This window comes from Sorangium sp. So ce363, from assembly GCF_051520435.1.
In the GTDB taxonomy this organism is placed as follows: domain Bacteria; phylum Myxococcota_A; class Polyangia; order Polyangiales; family Polyangiaceae; genus Sorangium; species Sorangium cellulosum_B.
In genome coordinates, this window is record NZ_CP150333.1 from 3,203,096 (window position 1) to 3,226,265 (window position 23,170).

Here is a 23,170-nt window from a genome sequence, read left to right on the forward strand (position 1 = left end):
CTCACCGATGGCGTTCCTTTCGTTGCACCCGAGCGCCGCGAAGAGGCGCGCCGGCCCCGCGCGGGGCCGGCATGGGGCCGGTCCGTGCCCGGCGCCGGCCCGCTCAGGGCGCCTCGCGCCGGGCCCGCTCGATGAGCGCGCGGAGCTTCCGGGCGACAGGCTCGACGCCGGGCGCCTGCAGGATCGAATAGTGGTCGCCCCGCACGCGCTCGACCTCGACGCCCGAGGGCGCTAGCCGCCGCCAGGCGTCCATCGCGTCCGGCGACGAAGCCCGCCCGTCGATGGCCTGGAAGACCGTGATCGCCCCGCCGTACGGTCCGGGGTCATAGCGATGGAGCGCCTTCATGTTGCTCATGAAGACACGGCGCAGCGCCGGCAGCGCCTCCTCGGGGGGCGGGCTGCCGCCGGCGACCCGGGCCAGATCGTGGTCGAACAGGGCGTGAAGGAGGTGATCCGTGTCCGCAGGCGGCGCCCCGGGCCGGATGCCCTCGACCTGCGCGTCGATGAGCGCGAGCACCTCCACGCGCTGCTCGCTGCGCTCGAGCTGCCGCGCCATCTCGAACGCGACGACGCCTCCCATCGACCAGCCGCCGAGCAGGTAAGGCCCCGATGGCTGCACCGACCGCACAGCGCTCACGTAGAGCGCCGCCATCTCCTCCACGCTGGCCGGCGGCGCCTGGGCCCCGTCCAGCCCCGGGGACTGCAGCCCGTAGAACGGCTGCTCCGCGCCGAGCTGCCGCGCGAGCTCGCGGTAGCACAGGACGTTACCCCCCACGGGGTGGACGCAGAAGAACGGCCGCCGCTCGGCGCCGGGCGTGATCGTCACGAGCGGCGAGCTCGGATCGAGGCGCCGCTCATCGCGGAGGAGCGCGGCGAGGCGCTCCACCGTCCCCCCCTGGAACAGCGCCGCGAGCGGCAGCCGCTGGCCGATGCGCGCCTGGATCTCCGCCATGAGCCGCACGGCCAGGAGCGAGTGGCCGCCGAGATCGAAGAAGTCGTCTCGGACGCCCACGCGCTCCGCGCCCAGCACCGCGGCCCAGATCGCCGCGAGATCTCGCTCCAGCGCGTCCCTCGGCGCGACGAAGCTCTCCGCCGCGCCGCTCCGATCGGGCGGAGGGAGCGCCTTGCGATCGACCTTGCCGTTCGCGTTGAGCGGCAGCGCGTCGAGCAGCATGACGAACGCGGGCACCATGTACTCGGGCAGGAGCTCCCTTGCGTGCTCCTTCAGCAGGGCGGCGGAGCTCGGCGAGCCCGCGGCCGGCACCACGTACGCCACGAGCTGCTTGTCCCCTGGCCGGTCCTCCCTGGCCACGACGACCGCCTCGGCCACGCCGGGATGCCGCTTGAGCGCCGACTCGATCTCGGCAAGCTCGATCCTGAAACCCCTCACCTTGACCTGGTGGTCCAGCCGGCCGAGGAACTGGAGCTCGCCGCTCGGCAGGTACCGCGCGAGGTCGCCGGTCTTGTACATGCGGGCCCCGGGCAGGGGGGAGAACGGATCGGGCAGGAACACGTCGGCCGTACGCCGGGGATCCCGCAGGTAGCCGCGCCCCACGCCGACACCGCCAACGAACAGCTCGCCCGGAACCCCGATCGGCGCGGGCTGACCCCGCCGATCGAGGAGGTAGAGGCGCATGTTCGCGACCGAGCGCCCGATGGGGACGTGCGCCGCGGTGGGCACCTCCCGCACGCGGTGATGCGTCACGTCGTCGGAGCACTCGGTGGGACCGTACGCGTTGAGGAGCGGGACCCCGGGATAGGCGTCGATCCACTGCGCGCACAGCTCCGGCGGCAGCGCCTCTCCGGTGGCCACCATCCACCGGAGCCCCGCCAGCAGCGGCGCGCGCTCCATCGACCGCGCCTCCGCCAGCACCGCGCGAAGCATGGAAGGGACCAGCTCCACGATCGAGATGCCATGCTCCTCGATCGCGGCGAGCAGCCGGGCGGGATCCCGGACGACCTCCTCTCCCAGGATGTGAACGCGACCACCGAGGAGGAGCGCGACGAGGAACTGCCAGACCGAGATGTCGAAGCACTGAGAGGCGGTCTCCGCGACGCAGTCCTCCGCGGTGAGCTCGAGATCTTGCACCTTCGCGAAGAGGTGGTTGAGCATGCCGCGGTGCTCGACCATCGCCCCCTTGGGCGCTCCCGTCGAGCCCGACGTATAGATGACATAGGCGAGGTTCGACGGGCGAGCGTGCGGCAGCGGAGCTCGCGCTATCTCGGCGCCCGGCGTGAGCGCCTCCTCGAGGTGAATGACCTGCGGCGCGGCCGCCATCCCCTCTAGGGCGCGCCGCAGCGCGGCCTCGAGCGGCCCTGAGACGAGCACGCGCCGCGCGCCGCTGCTCTCCAGCACCTGAGCGATCCTGTGAGGCGGGTGGAACGGATCGAGCGGCAGGTAGGCGCTCCCGGCCTTCCACACGCCGAGCATCCCGCCGAGGAAGTCGAGGCCGCGCTCCGCGAGCAGCGCGATCACCTCGTCCGGCCCCGCGCCGTGACGCACGAGCGTGCGGGCGAGGGCGTCCGCGCGCTCGTCGAGGGCCCGGTAGCTCAACGAGGCGCCGCCCTCGCCCACCGCGGCGATCGCGCCCGGCGTCCGCTCCACCTGGGCCTCGAAGAGCGTCGTGAAGCACTCCTCCTCGGGGAACGGCATCTCGGTGCGGGTCCAGTCGTCGAGGAGGGTCCGCCGCTCGTCGGCGGGCAAGAGCGGCAGCGACGAGATCGGGCGGGTCGGGTCGCGCACGATCCCCTCGAGCAGCTGCTCGAGGTGCGCCGCCATCCGGGCGATCGTGGGCGGATCGAAGAGATCGGCGTTGTACTCGATGTGCCCCCCGAGCTGCTGATCCGCCTCCGTCAGCGCCAGGGTCAGGTCGAACATCGCTGTTCCGGTGAAGACCTCCTCGGTCTCCAGCGCCTCGGCCCGCGAGGCGCCGGTGGGATCCTGCAGGATGAACATGACCTGGAAGAGGGGGGCGTGGGCGCGGCTCCGCGCCGGGTTCAGCTCCTCCACCAGCTTGTCGAACGGCAGATCTTGATGCGCGTACGCCTCCAGCGCTGTCCGGTGCACCCGCTTGAGCAGATCGAGGAAGCTCGGATCGCCGGAGAGGTCCACGCGCAGCGCGACGGTGTTGAGGAAGAAGCCGATGAGCCCGTCGAGCTCCTGCCTGCTCCGCCCGGCCACCGGGGAGCCCACGACGATGTCCTGCTGCCCTGAATAGCGGTGGAGCAGCACCTGGAAGGCCGCAAGGAGCGTCATGAACAGCGTCACCGCCTCGCGCCGGCTGAGCGCCTTGAGCGCCTCGGTCATCGCGGCGGAGACGCGGATCGCGTGCCGTCCGCCGCGGTAGCTCAGCACCGGCGGCCGCGGGCGGTCGGACGGCAGCTCGAGCACGGCGGGGACGCCGGCGAGCGCCTGTTTCCAGTAGGAGAGCTGCGCCGCGAGCGACTCCTCGCTCAGCCACTGCCGCTGGCTCACGGCGAAGTCGGCGTACTGAATCGGCAGCTCGGGCAGGGGAGAGGGCCGGCCGCTGGAGAACGCCTGATAGAGCGCCGTGATCTCGCGGGCGAGCACCCCGAGCGACCAGCCGTCGGTGATGATGTGGTGGAGCGCCACGACCAGCACGTCCTCGGCGTCGCGGAGGCGCAGCAGCTCGACGCGCAGGAGCGGCCCCTCGTCGAGATCGAACGGCTCGAGCGCCAGCCGGAGGTGCCGCTCGCGGGCCGCGTCCATCCGCGCGTCCGGCCGCAAGCCCCGCAGATCGGTGACCGGCACCGGGACCTTCGCCGGCGGGGCGATGCGCTGGACCGGCCGCCCGTCGACGCTCGGGAAGCTCGTGCGCAGGATCTCGTGCCTCCTCGACAGCTCGGTCACGCTCCGCTCGAGGGCGGCCGGATCGATGGCCGACGAGAAGCGCACGCTCCACGCCACGTTCTGCGCGACGCTCTCGGGGCTCAGCTGGTGCAGGAACCACATGCGCTCCTGCGCGAGCGAGAGGGGGAGCGGCCCCGCTCGCTCGACGCGCCGGAGCGGCAGGAGCTCGGCGGCGCCGGCGCTCGCCTCGATGTGCCGGGCGATCGCCGCCACGGTGGGCGACTGGAAGATGAGCCCGAGCGGCAGATCGACGCCGAAGGCGCTCCTCAGCCGGGCCACCACCTGGGTGGCGAGGAGCGAGTGCCCGCCGAGCGCGAAGAAGTCGTCCTCGACGCCCACCCCGGCCACGCCGAGCGCCTCGGCCCAGATCTGCGCGACGCGGCCCTCGACCTCGGTGCGCGGCGCGACGAAGGTCGAGCTGGCCATCGCGTGCTCCCCCGAGGGCCGCGGGAGCGCCTTGCGATCGATCTTGCCGTTCGCCGTGAGCGGGAGCGAGCTCAGCACCACGACAACCGACGGGACCATGTAGTCCGGCAGCCGATCGCGCACGAAGCGCTTGATCTCCGCCTCGTCCACGGACCGCTCCGGCGCGGGAACGACGTAGGCCACGAGCCGCCGGTCCCCAGGGGTGTCCTCACGGACCGAGACCACCGCGAGCGCGACCGCCTCGTGCTGCGCGAGCATCGCCTCGATCTCGCCGAGCTCGATGCGGAAGCCCCGCAGCTTGACCTGATGGTCCGTGCGGCCGAGGAACTCGACGGTGCCGTCCGGCAGCCATCGCACCCGATCCCCCGTCCGGTACATGCGCGCCCCCGCGTCGCCGGAGAAAGGATCCGGCAGGAACCGCTCCGCGGTCAGCGCCGGGCGTGACAGGTAACCTCGCGTGACGCCCTCGCCGCCGATGTACAGCTCCCCCTGCACGCCGACAGGCACCAGCTGGAGGTGGCGATCGCAGATGTACAGCGCTGTGTTGTCGATGGGCCGCCCGATGGACGCCCACCCCGTCCCGGCCGCCCGCTCGACGAGGTGCGTGGAGGACCAGATCGTCGTCTCCGTGGGGCCGTACATGTTGAGCAGCGCGCCCGGAAACGTCTTGCGGATCTCCTCGACGAGATCGAAAGGCAGCGGCTCACCGCCGAGGAGCAGCGCGCGCAGGCTGGACAGGGCAGCTGGCGCCGAGGGCTCCAGCATCATGCCGCGCAGCAGCGACGGCGTGCACTGGAGGTAATCCACCTGATAACGCTCGATCTGCCGCGGCGCCGAGGTGTCCTCCAGGCTCCGCCGGTCCTCTCGCTCGCTCAGGCGCTTCAGCTCGTCGAGGTACGGCAGGCTCGCCAGCACGGCGTCGGGTTCGACGCCGAAGTCGATGAGGCAGCCGATCTCGTCGACCCCGATCTCCTTGAGCTGGGCGACCCGCTCCAGGCAGTCGCTCGGCGTCCCGAACAGGCCGCTCGTCTCGACGTACCGCTCGAAGGCGTGGGAGACGAGCAGGTCCAGGTCCTCCTCGCGGACAGCGCTGTCCAGATCGATGCCCAGGCTGCGGCCGAGCCCCCTCATCAGATCGGCCGAGCTGCGCAGGTAGCTGCGGAACGGCGCGCTGATCCGGGCGCGCACCAGATCGGCGTCCCGCTCGACGAAGGTGTGGAGCATGAGCGTGACGTGCCCCTCGCCCTCGTGCCCCGCGCGGCGGCGCGCCTCGCGGTAGATCGCGATCCGCTCCGCGAGATCATCGATGCTCTGGCCGAGCAGGTGCGTGAGGATGTTCATCCCGCCCCGGCCCGCGGCCTCGAAGGTCTCCGGGTTGCCCGCCGCCGTCAGCCAGACGGGCAGCTCGCGCTGCACCGGCTGCGGCCGGATCTGGATCTCCGTCGGTGTCCCCGCGCCGTCCGGGAACGTCAGCCGCTCGCCGCGCCAGAGCCTGCGGACAGCGTCGATGCCTTCCAGCATGATCCGCTTCCGGTCCGCGTACCGCTCCGGGGCCAGGATGAAGTCGCGCGCGTGCCAGCCTGACGCGAAGGAGACGCCGACGCGGCCGCGCGAGATGTTGTCGAGGAGCGCCCACTCCTCCGCGATCCTGACCGGGTGGTGCAGCGGGAGGACGACGCTGCCGGCGCGGATCGCGACCCGCTCCGTCATGGCCGCTATCGCCGCGCCGACGACCGATGGATTGGGGTACAGACCGCCGAACGCGTGGAAGTGGCGCTCGGGCGTCCACACGGCCATGAAGCCGTGGCGGTCCGCGAACTTGGCTCCTTCCCAGAGGAGCCGATACCGGTCGCCGCCGCCCTGGTCGGCGTCATCGGCGAAGTAGAAGAGGCTGAAGCCGAGCGGCCGGCGCGCGCCGGGGCGGCCCTTCGCCTGCCGCCGCGGCGCCCGGTGCCGCTGCTCGCCCTGGAGGATCACCGTCAGGCCGCGTGTGAGCGTCCACAGGAGCTCCAGCACGGAGATATCGAAGGAGATGCTCGTGACCGCGAGCCAGCGCGCCCCCGGAGCGACGGGAGCGACTGGCCCGAGCGCTCGATCCATCGCGCTGAAGAAGTTCGCGACGCTCCGGTGGGGCACGACGACGCCCTTGGGCTTTCCCGTCGAGCCCGACGTGTAGATGACGTACGCGGCGTTGCCCGGGCGCGCGCCGGCCGCGGGCGGCGCGCCCGTCTCCGGCCGGCCCTGGCCCCTGCCGAGCATCACCGCGCGCGCCTTCGAGCCCGCGAGCCGCGTCGTGAGGTGCTCTTCGGTCACGACCACCGGCGCGCCGGCGTCGTCGAGCATGTAGCCGATGCGGTCCGAGGGGTACGAGGGATCGAGCGGCAGGTAAGCGCCGCCCGCCTTCAGGACGCCGAGCAGCCCCACGAGCATGTCGATCGACCGCTCCGCGCACAGGCCCACGATCACCTCGGGCCCGACGCCGAGCGATCGCAGCTCGCCCGCGAGCGCGCCCGCCCGCGCGTCGAGCTCGCGGTACGTGATCTCTTCGCCCTCGAAGACGCACGCGGTCGCGTCCGGTGTCCGGCGGACCTGGGCGCTGAATTGCTCATGAATGCACGCGTCGGTCCACGCCGCGCGCGTCGCGTTCCAGCCCGACGTGACGAGCCGCAGCTCGTCCTCGTCCATCACGGTGGCCTCGGACAGGCGGCGATCGGGGCTCGACGCCGCCGACAGCAGCAGCGCGCCGAGGCGCGAGGCCATCCGGGCGATCGACGCGCCGTCGAAGAGATCGGCGCTGTACTCGAAGTACCCCTCGAACCCGTCCTCGCCGCTCCTCAGGGAGAGGGTGAGGTCCACCATCGAGGTGCCCGGATCGATCTCGGCCGGGCGCGCCTCGAGCCCCGGCAGCGCCGGGAGATCGACCTCCCGGTCCGGGAGCAAGATCAACATCGCCTGGAACAGCGGCGAGAAGCTCTGGCTGCGCGCCGGCCGCAGGTGCTCGACGACCCGCTCGAAGGGCACGTCCTGGTCCGCGTAGGCCTCGACCGCGACGTCGCGCACCTGCGAGAGCAGCTCCCGGAAGGTCCGGGCGCGGGACAGATCGACCCGCAGGACGACGGTGTTCGTGAACATGCCGAACAGCCCGCTCAGCTCCGGCGGGCGGCCGGCGACGGCGGAGCCGACGCACACGTCCTCCTGGCCCGAGCAGCGCCCCAGCAAGAGCGCGAAGCCGGCGAGCAGCGCCATGTACGGGGTGACGCCCTCCTGCCGGCAGATCGCCTCCAGGGCCTCGCGGAGAGCGCGGGGGAAGCGCACCGGCAACCTCGCGCCCCGGTAGGTCTGCGCCGCGGGTCGAGGGCGGTCCGTCGGCAGCTCGAGCAGCTCTGGCGCGCCGGCCAGCCTCGCGCCCCAGCGCGTGAGCTGATCTGCGGCGACGCCGCCGTCGAGGCGCTCGTGCTTCCAGAGGACGTAGTCGGCGTACCCCAGCGGCAGATCCGCGAGCCCGGGCGGAAGCCCTCGCGAGAAGGCCCCGTAAAACGCCGACAGCTCCCGGGCGAGGACCCCGAAGGACCAGCCGTCCGCCACGAGGTGGTGGGCCACGACGAGGAGCACGTGCCGCCGCGGCTCGATGCGCAGGAGCGTGGCGCGCGCGAGCGGGCCGCGCGCGAGCTGGAACGGGCGCCGCGCCTCCTCGCGCGACCGCCGCTGCGCCTCGACCTCCCGGGCGGACAGGGGCAGGCCCGTCAGGTCCACGATCTCGAGCGGCAGCGCCCCCTCCGCCGCGATCACCTGGACCGGCTTCCCGTCTCGCTCCTCGATGCTCGCGCGCAGCGGCTCGTGGCGGCGCGCGATCGCGTCGAGCGCGCGCTGCAGCGCCGCCACGTCGAGCTCGCCCGAGAGATCCACGGCGACAGGGATGTTGTAGACGGGGTTGTCGGGATCGAGCTGCGCCAGGAACCACAGGCGCTGCTGCACGGGCGCGAGCGGCAGCGGGCCCGGCGCTCGGTGGGACGTAAGCGCGGCCGTCAGCGCGGGCGTCAGCCCTCCCGCCGGCCGCGACGCCGCCGCGCGCTGCGCGGCCACGTGCCGCGCGAGCGCGTCCGGGCTCGGACCCCGCAGGAGCACGTCGAGCGGCACCGGCGCGCCGAGCTCCTGCTCGAGGCTCGAGGACAGCTCGACAGCGCGCAGCGAATCCAGGCCGTAGCGGGTGATCGGCGCCTCCGGATCGAGCCCGCCCGCGGGCCCGCCGAGCGCCCTCGCGAGGTAACCGCAGAGCCACGAGCGCAACTCCTCCACGGTCGCCGCGTCGCCTCGGGGCGCCGCGCGCGGCGGCGCCGGCTGGATCGCGGGCGCCGCGTCCGCGTCCGCGTCCAGGCGCGCGCCGCTCCTCACCTCGTCGGCGCGCCAGAGCAGCTCGGTCTGGAGCTCTCCGCCGAGGAACGCCGCGCGGCACGCGTGTCGCTGGATCTTGCCGCTGGAGGTCTTGGGAATGCTGCCCGGCGGGAGGAGCGCCACCGCATGCGGCTGCAGGTCGTGCTCCATGGCCAGCCGCTCCCGGATCGCCCCGATCGCCGCCTCGCAGGCCGAGAGGCGCGCGCGCAGGTCTCGCTCCTTCCGGACGTCGATCTCCAGCGCGAGGGCGAGCCGCTCCTCGCCGTCGATCTCCACCGCGAACGCCGCCGAGCACCCCGACCGGATCGCCGGGTGGCTCTGCTCGACGGTGAGCTCGATGTCCTGCGGGTAGTGGTTGCGGCCGCGGAGGATGATCAGGTCCTTGCGCCGCCCTGTGACGAAGAGCTCTCCGTCCTTCAGGAAGCCCAGGTCGCCCGTGCGGAGGAACTCGCCCGGCTCGCCGGTCGCGAGCCGCGCGCGGAAGGTGCCCTTCGTCTCCTCGGCGCGACCCCAGTAGCCCTGGGCCACGCTGGGACCACGGAGCCAGATCTCGCCCACGTGCCCAGCGGGGCAGGCGGTGAGCGCCTCGGGGTGCACGACGACGAGCTCCTGGTCCGGCAGCGAGCGGCCGCAGCCGACGAGCAGCCGCGCCCCCGCCTCACCGGCGGCCGCCTCCTTGGCGCGCCCCTGCTCGAGCGCCGCCGCGCTCGAGGCGCCCACGAGGGGGCCGCTTCCCGCTTTCCCGCCGGAGACGATGAGCGTCCCCTCCGCGAGCCCGTAGCAGGGATAGAAGGCCGTCCTCCTGAACCCGCACGGCCCGAAGGCCGCCGCGAACCGATCGAGGGTCTCCGGCCGCACCGGCTCCGCGCCGCAGAAGGCGACCTCCCACGAGCGCAGATCGAGCGAGCGCCGCTCCTCGGGCGAGCTCTTGCGAACGCACAGCTCGAAGGCGAAGTTCGGTCCGCCGCTGATGGTGGCTCCTTCCTCCGAGATGGCCTGCAGCCACCGCAACGGGTGCCGCAGGAACGTCAGCGGGGACATCAGCGCCACGTTGAACCCGTGATACAGAGGCTCGAGGATGCCGCCGATGAGCCCCATATCGTGGTAGGGCGGCAGCCATATCACCCCTGTGCTGCCCCGGTGCGCGCCGAAGCACCGTGAGATGCTCTCCAGGTTGTGCAGCAGGTTGCGGTGGCTCAGCATCACCCCCTTCGGGGTGCCCGTGGATCCCGACGTGTACTGGAGGAAAGCGAGCGACGCCGGGCCGAGCGCCGGCGGCCGAAAGGCGCCCTGGCCCTCCGCCGGCAGCTCGTCGGTCGCGACCCAGCGCGCCGCGCCGAGCTCCGGCGCGCGCTCGAACAGGTGCACGGCCATCGACGTGATCGCGCCCGTGGAGAGCACCAGCCCGGCCCGCGCGTCCTTCAGGATGGCGCTCAGCCGCGGCAGCGTCCGCTCGATGCGCGCCGGATCCGGCGGGTACGCCGGCACGGCGACGAGCCCCGCATAGACGCAGCCGAAGAAGGCGACGATGTACTCGAGCCCAGGCTCGTAGAGCAGGATCGCCCGCTCTCCGGGCTCCGCGACCTGGCGGAGCGCGGAGGCGACCTGGCGGGCGCGGCGGGCGAGGTCGGCGTAGCTCATGCGAGCCACGATCTTCCCGCTGTCGTCGCGGAAGCTGTATCCGCACGTCTCGGCGCTCCGCGCCTCGAGCAGATCGATCAGTGTGGCGTACCGCGGTTGCTGTTCGAGCGTCGTCATCTACAAGCTACCTCTGTTACAGACGGCATGGTCACGCCGGCGACATCGAGCTTCCTGATCGCCGCCGCCACCGGACGGACGCGCCACGCGAGGCGCGCGGTTCGCGCACGGTTCACTTGCCTCAGCGCGCCATCTCGAAGAAAAAATCGTCGACCACGACGCGCTGGCCTCGCGCGCTCGCGACGTCGTAGACCCATCGGCCGACCGCGAGGTCGAGCACCCCGAGCCCGAAGGGCGAGAAGATCGCCGGCTTGTCGCGGCCGATCCGGCGCTCGCCGCGCATGAGCTGGGCGAGGGTCCCGGTCACGAAGCTCCGGCCGCCGCTCAGCCTCTCCGCGAGGTGCGGCGACGTGTTCGCCTTCATCACGTGCTCGACGTCATCCACGATGTTGTAGGACCCGAGCAGGATCTCCGGCGCGAGATCTCGGAGAGAGATGTTGAGCACCAGCGGGTTATGCGCGAACAGCGCCGGATCCAGGATGTAGGGCTCGCCCGCGACCGTGGCGAGGACGATGAGATCGCTGCCCGTGATCGCGGCCTCGAAGCTTGAAACGCAGTCGATCGCGCCGTGGCGATCCGGCTTGCACACCTGGGTCGCGAACCGCTGCGACTCCGCCTTATCCAGATCGTGCAGCAGCACCGACCCGATCTCCCAGCCGAGCGCGAGGAGGAAGGCGTAGATGTACCTCGCGATGAGGCCGTTGCCGATGATGCTCAGCCTGCTCACCGCGCGCTTGCCGCCGTTCATCCACTCGGCCGCCAGCGCCGCCGAGCCGGCCGTGCGGGCGGCGGAGATGATCGAGCTCTCGAGGCAGGCGAAGGGGTAGCCCGTCTCGTAGCTGTTCAGGAGGAGCGCGGCCGAGGCCCGCGGGATCCCGCGGCGAATGTTGTCGGGGTAGCTCGCGATCCACTTGATGCCCGAGACGCCGACGTCTCCCCCGAGGAACGCGGGCAGCGCGATGATGCGATTCTTCGGCTGCTCCGGGAACCGCAGGAAATAGCTGTCCGGGTTCACTGTCTGCCCGTCCTCGTGCATCAGGTAGGCGCTCTTGACGCGCTCCACGCAGGCGGGGATGTCGGCATGGATGATCTCGTGGATCACCTTGCCCGTAATGATCGAGAAATCCATTTTGATGCGATCTCCGTTGTCTCACGCTGGCCCCGAGCCTGGCGTCGCTCCTCCGAGGCAGCGCGATCGCCGGTCAGAGACATGGGTTGAAAGATGGTGGTCGGCCGCCCGGGCTCCGCTCTGCCTCGCTCGCCACGAGGCGCGCCAGGAGATCCCCTTGGACCAGATCCTCCGGGATGCGTTCCTTAGGCGCCGAGCCTGGACGCCCAGGCGTCATTGAAGATGGTGTCCGCGTACGAGATGCCGCGGTCAGCGCAGACGAACAGCACCGATGGGGGGCTCGTGGAGCGCATCCTCGGGAGGAGCTTCTTCACCGCGGCGTAGCACGAGCCGGACGAGCCCCCGACGAGCAGCCCATGCCGCGTGAGGAGCTCGCGGCAGGCGCGCACGGTCTCGACCTCCGAGACGAGGACGACGTCGTCGATCTTCGCCTCGTCGACCAGCTTGGATCGGACGCTGGCGCCGATGCCGGCGATGTGCCGCGGCCCTGGAGCGCCCCCGAAGATGACCGAGCCCTGCGCGTCGACGGCGATGATACGTGCGTTCGGGAACGCCTCCTTCACTCGCCGGGAAATGCCGGCGATCGTCGCTCCTGTGCTCACGCCCACGAAGACGTAGTGAAGCTCGGAGAAGGCCGAGCAGATCTCCTCGCCCGTGAAGCGGTAGTGGGCCCCGACAGCGTCCATGTTGCCGTACTGGTTGGTCCAGTACGAATCGGCGATGCTCTCCCGCAGCTCCCGGAGCTTCTGGAGCCGCGCCTTCAAGAAGCCGCCCATGTCGTCCGGCTCGGTCACCTTGACGACGTTCGGGCAGAGCCTTCGCAAGAGGGACTCGTAGGCCTCCGTGGTGTTTGGATCGATCACCGGGATGAACTCGAGGCCGAGCTGGCGCGCGTAGAACGCGAGCGCGACGGCGAAGTTCCCCGAGGAGGACTCGATGAGGACGGTCTTGTCGTGGATCTCACCCCGCTTGATCGCCTGGTGGAGGATCCAGAGCGCGGGACGATCCTTCAAGCTCCCTACCGCGTTGTGCCCCTCGAGCTTGGCGAAGAGCTTGACCCCATCGCACTCGAGGGGGAGCACGGTCGTTTCTCGAAGGGTCCCCAGGAGCGAGGTGACCTTCGTCAAGAGTTTTTCAGCCATGGGAGACCACTCTCGTGAGCTAACGTGAAGTCCATTCCACGGGGCGACCTGAGCGAGCTCCGTTCCGCTGGCTGAACGGGCGGCGAATGACTGTATTTGACGGTGATTGACGGAGACTGACGGTGACTGATGAAAACTGATCGCGACTGACGACGAGGGACGGCTTCGAATTACAGGCCCGTCGCCCCACCAGCGAGGAGGCGCTCGATACAGCTCTGGACCGAGAGCGCTTCACGCAAGCTGGCGAGGGTGTGCGAGCCGCCCTGAATCATCGCCGCGAGATGGTCGAGCAGCGCCGTCCGGTTGCGCGCGAGGGCCTGCTCCGGCGTCGCGGGGCAGAGATCGACCCAGCTCGCGCCGTCCTGGATCTCGGCGTTGTACCAGTGGTGGGTGCGGCCCGCCCCACGCTCGCCGATCAGGGTGAAGGCGTTGAAGTCGTCCTCCTCTCCGCCCACGCAGGCGCTCACCTCGAGGGGAATGGCCCCCGCGGTCAGCCGGGCCTGAATCGCTGTCTCCGACCCGATGCCGTCCGCCGGGAAATCGACGCGCGAGCGCTCGACGCGCAGCGTCCCGAGCAGGCGCTGCGCCAGGAACACGAAATGCGACAGCACCTCGCGGACAAAGCCGCCCTCCTGCCGGCCGGCGAGCCAGCCGCTGGCGGGCTGCCACGGTCGGGGCCACACCCGAAACGAGGCGTCGATGCGCGCCTGCCGCACCTCGCCGATGCGCCCGGCGCGCAGCGCGTCCCCGAGCGCCTGCACCGGCGGCGAGACGGCGAAGCCGAAGTTGACGGCGGCGCGCACGCCGGCCCGCTCGAGCCGATCCACGGTCGCCGCTGCAGCTTCGACGTCGACCGCGAGCGGCTTCTCGCACAGGATGGCCTTGCCCGCCCCTGCGGCGAGGCGCAGGTGCTCGAGGTGGGTCGCCGGCGGCGAGGCGATGTAGATAAGTTCAACCGGAGTAGCGACCACCTCCTCGGCGGTCCTCCGCCGGCAAGCCCGGTCGAACGCCTCGATGCGCTGAGTCGCCTCGGCGGATGGGTCCCACGCAGCGACGACCTGGAAATCAGGGCGCTGCGCGAGGAGGCGAGCGATCCGCTCGCCGATCGTGCCGAAGCCGATGATTCCAACGCCGATCTTGCGCATACTCAGCCGTCCATCCTGAATTTCGACGGACGCCGGTGGGGTATACTACGGAGCCGCCTCACAAAGCAAGCGTGACCCACGCGTCTTCGATCCTCGCGTCCCGTCATGCCGCACGATGAATGTCATGCGAACGTCATGCGGGGTGCGCCGCGCATCCGCATCGTCCGGTTCGGGTGGAACGACGCGTTGCCAGAATGCCTGGCTGGCGCCGGCGATGATCGGGAATGCAACAGGAAGCCGAACGCTCCAGAGGTCAGGAACCACGCAGACGAGCGCGCGGCGGGGACCTCCCTCCTACGTACATTGAAATTTACGTTCTCTGCTCGTGTCGGCGCGCCTGTTCGCAGATGCCTTTGATGTGCGAGCGCGCTCTTCGCAGGAAAGCTTCTCTCGAGTCGAACGTGCGAAACTCGCAGCAGGGCAACCTGAACGGCGCTTTGCAGGCTCCTCGCGGCGCGTCGTTTCGACGACGGCTGAGCCCGGCGTGCCTTCGATGGCGGCTGAGCCCGTCACCCGTCCTCCGCAGCTGCGCATGACCCCGGCGTGATCCATGGCGCCAGCCTCATCGCTGCTGCGTTCCCCCTAGGCGCATCAGGCCATTCCTTCGTGCCGCACGCCGAAACGACAGGAGCCGCGCGAGCTGCGCAGATCCGCGGATGCTCATCGCTTCGTTCGCAGTAGATTCTGCCGCCGGAGGCAACCGAGGGATGACCGGAACGTCGGACGAACAGCAGACGGGCGGCCATGCGGACGGCGCTGGCCTGCAGGTGATGGCAGCGCGGCTCGCCGGCGCGGCGTGCGAGGGCGTGGCGCCTCGGCTGCCGCGCGCCACCTACCGCGTGCAGCTCAACAAGGACTTTACCTTCGAGCAGGCGCGGCGCGTCGTCGCCTACCTCGACGCCCTCGGCGTCAGCGATCTCTACTCGTCGCCGTTCTTCAAGGCGCGGCCAGAGAGCATGCACGGCTACGACCTCGTCGACCACAACGCGCTCAACCCCGAGATCGGCGAGCGCGCCGACCTCGACCGGCTCACCGGCGAGCTCGCGGCGCGCGGCATGGGCCTCCTGCTCGACTTCGTCCCCAACCACATGGGCATCGGCACCTCCGACAACGCCTGGTGGAACGACGTCCTCCAGAACGGCCCGAGCTCGCTCTACGCGCCGTTCTTCGACATCGACTGGGCGCCGCTCAAGACGGAGCTCAGGCACAAGGTGCTGCTCCCCGTGCTCGGCGACCACTTCGGGCGCGTGCTCGAGCGCGGCGAGCTCAAGATCGAGTTCGACAACGGCGCGTTCGTCCTGCGGTACTTCGATCACGTCTTCCCGGTGAACCCGCGGACGTACAGCATGATCATCGGGCCGCTCGTGTCCGGGCTCGTCGCCGCGCTCGGCGAGGAGCACGACGCGCTCCTCGAGCTGCAGAGCATCCTGACCGGGCTCCGCAACATGCCGCCGCGGACCGAGACGCAGCGGGCCAAGGTGATCGAGCGGCGTCGGGAGAAGGAGATCCTCAGGCGGCGGCTCGCGTCGCTCGTCGCGGACTCGCCCGACATCGCGGCGGCGGTGGCCGAGGGCGTCCTGCGCATCAACGGCAAGGCGGGCGATCCGCGGAGCTTCGACCCGATCGAGGCGCTGCTCGAGGAGCAGGCCTACCGCCTCAGCTTCTGGCGCACCGCCGCCGAGGAGATCAACTACCGCCGGTTCTTCGACATCAACGACCTCGCCGCGATCCGGATGGAGCACCGGCCGGTGTTCGCCGAGGCGCACCGCCTCGTCTTCGAGCTCTGCGAGCGGGGTCAGGTCACGGGGCTGCGCATCGACCACCCCGACGGCCTCTGGGACCCGATCGGCTACTTCGACGAGCTGCAGCAGGGCTACCTGATCGAGCGCTGCCGGCGACGCTTCCTCGCCGAGGCCTCGGACGAGCCCGAGCAGAAGAGCTTCCTCGACCCGCGCCGCCGCCCCGAAGCCCGCTTCGCCCGGCTGGAGCCGGCCCTCCGCGCGGCCATCTCGGAGCGCGCCGCGCGCGGCTCGCTGAACACGCGGCCGCTCTACGTCGTCGTCGAGAAGATCCTCGCGCGCGGCGAGACGCTGCCCGAGGCCTGGCCCGTCCACGGGACGAGCGGCTACGACTTCACCGGTTCGGTGGGCGACCTCTTCGTCGACGCCTCGAGCGAGGGGCAGATGACCGCGATCTACGAGCGGTTCATCGGCGAGCACATGCCGTTCGAGGCGCTCGTCTACGAGAAGAAGAAGGTGATCCTCCGGACGGCCCTGGCGAGCGAGCTCAACGTGCTCACCCACGCCCTGAACCGGCTCACCGAGCGCGACCGCCGCTTCCGCGACTTCACCCTGGGCTCGCTCAACGAGGCGCTGCGCGAGGTCATCGCGTGCTTCCCGGTCTACCGCACCTACATCAACGATCGGACGCCGGCGATCTCCGATCACGACCGCGTCGCCATCGGCCGCGCCGTCGCCCTCGCGCGCCGGCAGAACCCGACGATGGAGGGCTCCATCTTCACGTTCGTGCGCTCGGTCCTCATGCTCGACGGCACGGATCTCTTCCCTGACGAGGACAGGCACCTCTTCTGCGACTTCGTGATGAAGTTCCAGCAGCTCACCGGGCCGGTGATGGCCAAGGGGCTCGAGGACACGTCGTTCTACATCTACAACCGGCTCGTGTCGCTGAACGAGGTCGGGGGCGAGCCCGAGCGGTACGGATCGAGCGTCCTCGCGTTCCACCGCGGCAACGTGCAGCGGCACAGGGCGTGGCCGTACTCGATGCTCGCGACGTCGACGCACGACACGAAGCGGAGCGAGGACGTGCGGGCGCGCATCAGCGTGCTCTCGGAGCTGCCGTCGGCCTGGGAGGAGGCGCTCCACCGCGCCGCCGCCGCCGCCGCGCCGCTCAAGGCCGAGATCGAGGGCCGCCTCGCGCCGGACAGCAACGAGGAGTACCTCTTCTACCAGACCCTCCTCGGCAGCCTGCCGATCGAGCCGCTGCTCGGCGCTGCCGACGACCGGCGCGCGCCCGAGGGCGACGCGCTCTCGGCGTACGCCGACCGCCTCGTGGACTACATGCGCAAGGCCACGAAGGAGGCGAAGGTCAACACGTCCTGGATCGACGCGCAGCCCGAGTACGACGCCGCCGTCGAGGCGTTCGTCCGCAAGGCGCTCTCGTCCGCGGAGGTCGTGGGGGCGCTCCTGCCGCTCGCGCGCGTGGTCGCGTACCACGGCATGTGGGGCTCGCTCTCGCAGACGCTCCTGAAGCTCACCTCGCCGGGCGTGCCCGACATCTACCAGGGCAACGAGGTGTGGGACTTCAGCCTCGTCGACCCGGACAACCGCCGCCCGGTCGACTACGCCGTGCGCGAGCGGGCGCTCGCGGAGATCCGCGCGCGCTGGCGGTCGAGCGGCGGGGGCCGCGCGCTCGCGCGCGAGCTCTGCGCCGAGGCGCGCGACGGCCGCGTCAAGCTGTTCGTCACGCACGTCGCGCTCGAGCTGCGCCGGCGCCACCCGGCGCTCTTCGGGGCCGACGGGGGCTATGTGCCGCGCGCCGTGATCGGCGAGCGCGAGGCCCACGTCGTCTCCTTCGCGCGCCGCGCGCCGGACGGGCGCTCGATCGTCGTCGTCGCGCCCCGGTTCAGCGCGCGGCTGCTCGGCGGCGCCTGCTCCCCGCCGATCGGCGCGGCGTGGGCCGGCACCTCGGTCGACGTGGAGCCCGGCCTCTACACGGATCTCTTCACCGGCGCCGAGCTCGAGGCGTCGCCGTCCGCCGCTCCGCCGCGCGACGCGGCCGAGCCGGGCGACGGCGCGTCGCTCCCGCTCGACCGGGTGCTCTCCGATTTCCCCGTCGCCCTGCTCCTGCGGGCGGCGCAGCGAGGCCAGTGACATGAAGGCGATGCGCACGATGGGCGCGTGGCTCGAGGGCGGCGCGGTCCGCTTCCGCGTCTGGGCGCCCGACCACGATCGGATCGAGATCGTCACCTACGGGGCCGACGGCCAGGAGGTCACGGGCGCGCTGCCTGCGGCCCCGACCGGCGGCGGCTACTTCGAGGCGACGGCGCCGGGCCTCGGGGCCGGCGCGCTCTACAAGGTGCGGATCGACGGCGAGGGGCCGTTCCCGGACCCGTACTCCCGCGCGCAGCCGCTCGGGGTCCACGGCCCGTCGGCGGTCTTTGACCCCTCGTTCGCGTGGACCGACGCGGGGTGGCGGGGCGTCGCGCTCGAGGATCTCGTCCTCTACGAGGTCCACGTCGGCGCGGCGACGCCGGAGGGCACGTTCGACGCGCTCATCGGGCGGCTCGCCGAGCTCCGGGAGCTCGGGATCACGGCGATCGAGCTCATGCCGGTCGCGAGCTTCCCGGGCGAGCGCGGGTGGGGGTACGACGGGGTCGACCTCTTCGCGCCGCTCGCGGCCTACGGCGGCCCGGCGGGCCTGCGCCGCCTGGTCGACGCGGCCCACGCCGCGGGGATCGGCGTGATCCTCGACTGCGTCTACAACCACTTCGGCCCCGACGGGAACTACCTCCGCGCCTACGCGGGGCGCTACTTCACCGATCGGCACGAGACGCCCTGGGGCGACGCGGTGAACTACGACGGCGCGGGCGCCGAGCAGGTCCGCGCGCTCGTCCTAGAGAACGTCGAGATGTGGATCCGCGACTTCCACATCGACGGCCTCCGCCTCGACGCGACCCACGCGATCGTCGACGACTCCGAGCCCCACATCCTCCGGGAGATCGGCGAGCGCGCGCGGGCGGCCGGCGAGGGGCGGCGCGTCCTCGTGATCGCCGAGGACAGCCACAACGACGCGCGCCTCGTGACGCCCGTCGAGCAGGGCGGGTACGGCCTCGACGCGGTGTGGTCCGACGACTTCCACCACGAGCTGCGCGTCCTGTTCGCCGGGGATCGCGACGGCTACTTCGAGGATCACACGGGCACCGCGGAGGACATCGCGGCGACGATCCGCAAGGGGTGGCTCTACGAGGGGCAGATCTCGAAGCACACGGGCAAGCCGCGGGGCACGCCCGCGGATCCGGTGCCGCCGCCGCGCTTCGTCCACTGCATCCAGAACCACGATCAGATCGGCAACCGCGCCGTCGGCGATCGGCTCGGGAACAAGGTGAGCCCGGCGGCCTTCCGGACGATGTCGGCGCTGCTCCTGCTCACGCCGTACACGCCGCTGCTGTTCATGGGCCAGGAGTGGAACGCGCGGACGCCGTTCCAGTACTTCACCGATCACGAGGCCGAGCTCGGCCGGCTCGTGACCGAGGGCCGCCGGCGCGAGTTCCAGTACTTCGCGGCGTTCGCGGGCGCGGAGGTGCCGGATCCGCAGGATCCGCGGACGTTCCAGCGCTCGAAGCTCGACCACGCCGAGCGGCAGCGGCCCGAGCACGCCGGCGTGCTCGCGTGGTACCGCGAGCTCCTCCGCCTCCGCGCCTCGCACCCCGCGCTGCGCAGCCGCGCGCGCGGCGCCTTCTCGGCCGACGCGCTCTCGCCGGACGCGATCTGCATCGAGCGCCGCGGCGGCGGGGCCGCCGTGATCGCGCTCTGCGCGCTCCGGGGCGCGCTCTCGCTCGACCTCGGCCGCCCCGAGGCGCGGGCGCTCGCGTTCAGCGAGGAGCCGCGGTTCGGCGGCGCGGCGCGGCGGCCCCCGATCGAGCGCGGCTGGGTGGAGATCGAGGGGCCGGCGGTCCTGATCGTCGAGGTGCCCGACGCCTCCGGGGCGCGATGCTGAAGCCCGTCACGTTCACGCCCATCGGCGTGGTGCGCACGCCGTTCTCCGACAAGGTGAGCGCGCCGCGGCAGCCCCACGCGGCGGGCAGCGCGGAGGGGACCATCGAGCTCGTGCCGGGCCTCGGGCTGGAGCACGCGCTCTCGGACATCGAGGGGTGGGACTACCTCTGGGTGGTCTTCTGGTTCCACCTCAACGAGGGATGGCGCCCGAAGGTGCTGCCCCCGCGGAGCGCCGGCAAGCGGCGCGGCGTGCTGTCGACGCGCTCGCCGCACCGCCCGAACCCCATCGGCCTCAGCGCGGTGAGGCTCCTCGCGGTGGACGGGCTCACCCTGCGCGTCGGCGGCGTGGACATGATCGACGGCACGCCGGTGCTCGATCTCAAGCCCTACGTGCCGTACGCGGACGCCCACCCGCACGCGCGCACCGGCTGGCTCACGCCTCTCGCGGAGGAGCCGGGCGGGGGGGCGCCGGTCGACCCCGAGCCCGGCTTCGAGGTCGCGTGGGGCGCGCGCGCCGCCGAGCAGGCCGCGTGGATCGAGGAGGCGCACGGCTTCGCGCTGCGGGAGCGCGTGGACCGTGTGCTCGCGCTCGGCCCGCAGCCGCACCCCTACCGCCGGATCCGCGCCGACGGGGACGCGATGCGCCTCGCCGTGACGTCGTGGCGGGTGCGGTTCAGGGCCGAGGGGCGGCGGATCGACGTGCTGTCGGTGGCGACGGGCTACCGCGAGAAGGAGCTCGTCGGCGGCGAGGGCCCCGATCTCGAGGCGCACCGGCGGTTCGTGGAGCGGTTCGGCCGCGGCTAGCAGCGCGGCTAGCGGCCGGCGAGCGACCAGCGCGCCGCCTGCTCGCGCTCGCCAGGTACGCGCAGATCGCCTGGTATTCCTCGGATCTCGCGTGACGATTCACGCTCGCGCCGCTTGCAGCATGCGCTCGAGGCGGACAAATGCTGAGTGTGTTCATCGGGGACATCTGGCCTGGGTTTCGAGCCGGCGCGCTCGACGGAGACGCCTGCTGACGGTGCGGTCGGAGCGTTGCTGCGGGTTGGCTGACCAGGCGGTGCGCCCCCTCCTCTGCGCCCCCTCGCCGGTCCCGTACGCGGCCTCGCCGGCGGACGGCCGCAGCGGCAGGGGGCAGGTCGCGGGGGAGCTGCAGCTGAAGGCGGCCCTCCTGGATCGGCTCGGCGAGGCGGCCCTCGCGTGGGAGCTCGGCGGCGCGAGCGCCATCGTGTACTTCGGCGCCGGGGCGGAGCAGCTCTACGGCTTCCCGGCGCGCGACGCCCTGGGGCGGTCGAGCCACGATCTCCTGCGCACCGCCCTGCCGGCGCCGCTCGCGCAGATCGAGGCGGCGCTCCTGCGCGACGGCCTCTGGGACGGCGAGATCCGGCGCACGACCCGCGACGGCCGGGAGATCCTCGTCGAGAGCCGCCTGCGGCTCGTGGAAGGGGCGGAGCGCCGGCGGATTGTCCTGGAGACCGGGCGCGAGATCACCGCCCAGCGGCGCGCCGAGGAGGCCCTGCGCGACAGCGAGGCGCGCTTCCGCAACATGGCCGATCACGCGCCCGTCATGATCTGGGTCACCGGCGCCGACGGCGGCTGCACATACGCGAGCCGGGGCTGGCTGGACTTCTCGGGCCAGACCGAGGCGGCCGCCCTGGGCTTCGGCTGGATCGAGGCGGTGCACCCCGAGGACCGCTCGGCGGCCATGGAGGCGTTCCTGCGGGCCAACGAGCGGCGCGAGGACTACAGGATCGATTTCCGCGTGCGCCGCCGCGACGGCGTGTACCGCTGGTGCATCGACTCGGCCGCTCCGCGGCTCGGCCCGGGCGGCGAGTTCCTCGGCTATGTCGGCTCGATCATCGACATCACCGAGCGCAAGGAGGCGGAGCTCCAGCTACAGGAGCGGGAGGAGGGGCTGCGCCGCGCCATCATGGCGACCTCGTTCCCCATCATGATCTACGCCGAGGACGGGCACGTCGTCTGCGTCAACAGCGCGTGGACGGACATCAGCGGCTACACCCGCGAGCAGATCCCCACGGTGACGGCGTGGCTCGACAGGGCGTACGGGTCGATGAGCGCTGCCATCGCCGCCCGGGTGGCGTCGCTGTTCGATCGGGAGGGGGCCTTGGGCGAGAACGAGCTCACCCTCACCACGGCGAGCGGCGCCGAGCGCACGTGGGTCTTCAGCTCCGCTCGGCTGGGGAGGGACGCGGCAGGCCGGCGGCTTCTGGTCACCATCGCCTACGACATCACCGAGCGGAAGCGGGCCGGCGACGCCTGGGAGGCGACGCTGAGGGAAGCGGACCAGCGCAAAGATGCTTTCCTGGCGATGCTGGCGCACGAGCTGCGCAATCCGCTCGGGCCCATCCGCAATGCGGTGGAGATCCTGCGGAGCACCGGGATCGAGGAGCCTTCGCTCCTGCGGGCGTGCGGTGTGATCGAGCGGCAGGTCGCGCACATGGCCCGGCTGGTGGACGACCTCCTCGACGTGTCCCGCGTGGCGCGCGGGAGGATCCAGCTGAGGAAGGAGCGCTGCGACCTGCCCCGGCTGCTCCGACAGACCGCGGAGGACTACCGCAGCACGCTGGAAGCGAGCGGTCTGGAGCTCCGGCTGGATCTGCCGATCGAGCCGCTCTGGGTCTCCGGCGATCCCACGCGCCTGTCGCAGGCGGTCAGCAACGTGCTGCACAACGCCAACAAGTTCACCGACGCCGGCGGTCGGGTGACGGTCGCGCTGTCGGCGACGCCGGACGGCTCCGCCGTGATCCGCGTCCGCGACACCGGCATCGGCGTGGAGCCGGCGACGCTGGCGCGCATGTTCGAGCCGTTCAGCCAGGCCGAGCGCAGCCTCGACCGCAACCGGGGTGGGCTCGGCCTGGGGCTGGCGCTCGTAAAGGGTCTTGTCGAACTCCACGGCGGCACGGCGTCGGCCGAGAGCGCGGGCGTCGGCCACGGGACGGAGATCGTCCTCCGCCTGCCGCTCGCGCGCGGGCCCGAGGCGTCCCCGGAGCGCGCCGCGCCGTCGCCGCGCGCCGACTCGAGCTCGGCGGGCGCCGCGAGGTCGCTGCGCGTCCTGATCATCGAGGACAACGAGGACGCCGCGGAGATGCTGCAGGCGCTCCTCGCGATGAACGGCCATCAGGTCGAGGTGGCCCTGTCCGGGGCCGCGGGGGTGGAAGCGGCCCGCTCGTTCCGGCCGGAGGTCATCCTGTGCGACATCGGCCTCCCCGGCGGGATGGATGGCTGCGGCGTGGCGAGGACCTTGAAGGCCTTGGAGGAGAGCGCGGACGTCGCCCCGTCGCTGATGATCGCGCTGACGGGTTACGGCCAGGAGCGGGACCAGCGCCGGGTCCGCGAGGCCGGCTTCGATATGCACTTCGTCAAGCCGATCGATCCGGGCTCGCTGCAGAGCCTCCTGGCCTCCGTGGCGACGCGGGCGTGACGGCAACGAGGGCGCGGGCGTGACGGCAACGAGGGCGCGGGCGTGACGGCGACGAGGGCGCGGGCGTGACGGCGACGAGGGCGCTGGCGCGCCGCCGCGCCGGCCCGGCGGCTCGATGTGGCTCGCTCGCACA

General features: G+C 71.9%; 7 protein-coding genes and 1 pseudogene. 4 read left to right on the plus strand and 4 right to left on the minus strand.

Going from position 1 to position 23,170, the window contains the following annotated elements:
• Nucleotides 1-148: 148 nt before the first annotated feature.
• The 4 genes and pseudogenes from WMF12_RS12455 to WMF12_RS12470 form a co-directional block, all read right to left on the minus strand.
• Nucleotides 149-10,447: pseudogene (locus tag WMF12_RS12455) on the minus strand (amino acid adenylation domain-containing protein); the annotation flags it as partial.
• A gap of 121 nt (nt 10,448-10,568) precedes the next feature.
• Nucleotides 10,569-11,576, minus strand: a complete 1,008-nt coding sequence (gene sbnB, locus WMF12_RS12460) for a 2,3-diaminopropionate biosynthesis protein SbnB (protein WP_437871056.1) — start codon at nt 11,574-11,576, stop codon at nt 10,569-10,571.
• A gap of 185 nt (nt 11,577-11,761) precedes the next feature.
• Entirely contained in the window at nt 11,762-12,718 is a 957-nt protein-coding gene (gene sbnA, locus WMF12_RS12465; RefSeq protein WP_437871057.1) for a 2,3-diaminopropionate biosynthesis protein SbnA, read from the minus strand.
• A 170-nt stretch (nt 12,719-12,888) separates the two neighbouring features.
• On the minus strand, nt 12,889-13,863 hold the full coding sequence (locus WMF12_RS12470) for a Gfo/Idh/MocA family protein (RefSeq protein WP_437871060.1): 975 nt from the start codon (nt 13,861-13,863) through the stop codon (nt 12,889-12,891).
• Nucleotides 13,864-14,570: 707 nt separating this feature from the next.
• On the opposite strand from WMF12_RS12470, the gene treY reads away from it, so the two are divergent.
• The 4 genes from treY to WMF12_RS12490 all read left to right on the plus strand — a co-directional run bounded on the left by treY (nt 14,571) and on the right by WMF12_RS12490 (nt 23,037).
• Nucleotides 14,571-17,753, plus strand: coding sequence for a malto-oligosyltrehalose synthase (treY, locus tag WMF12_RS12475; RefSeq protein ID WP_437871062.1), 3,183 nt, complete (start codon nt 14,571-14,573; stop codon nt 17,751-17,753).
• A 1-nt stretch (nt 17,754) separates the two neighbouring features.
• A complete protein-coding gene (gene treZ / locus WMF12_RS12480; RefSeq protein ID WP_437871064.1) occupies nt 17,755-19,599 on the plus strand; it encodes a malto-oligosyltrehalose trehalohydrolase in 1,845 nt (614 codons plus the stop codon).
• Nucleotides 19,593-20,402, plus strand: coding sequence for a tRNA (N6-threonylcarbamoyladenosine(37)-N6)-methyltransferase TrmO (gene tsaA / locus WMF12_RS12485; RefSeq protein ID WP_437745861.1), 810 nt, complete (start codon nt 19,593-19,595; stop codon nt 20,400-20,402). The genes treZ and tsaA overlap by 7 nt, the downstream gene beginning before the upstream one ends.
• Before the next feature lie 238 nt (nt 20,403-20,640).
• The gene (locus tag WMF12_RS12490) at nt 20,641-23,037 is read left to right on the plus strand and encodes a PAS domain S-box protein (RefSeq protein WP_437871066.1); all 2,397 of its coding nucleotides are present in this window, start codon (nt 20,641-20,643) and stop codon (nt 23,035-23,037) included.
• The last annotated feature ends 133 nt before the right edge of the window (nt 23,038-23,170 follow it).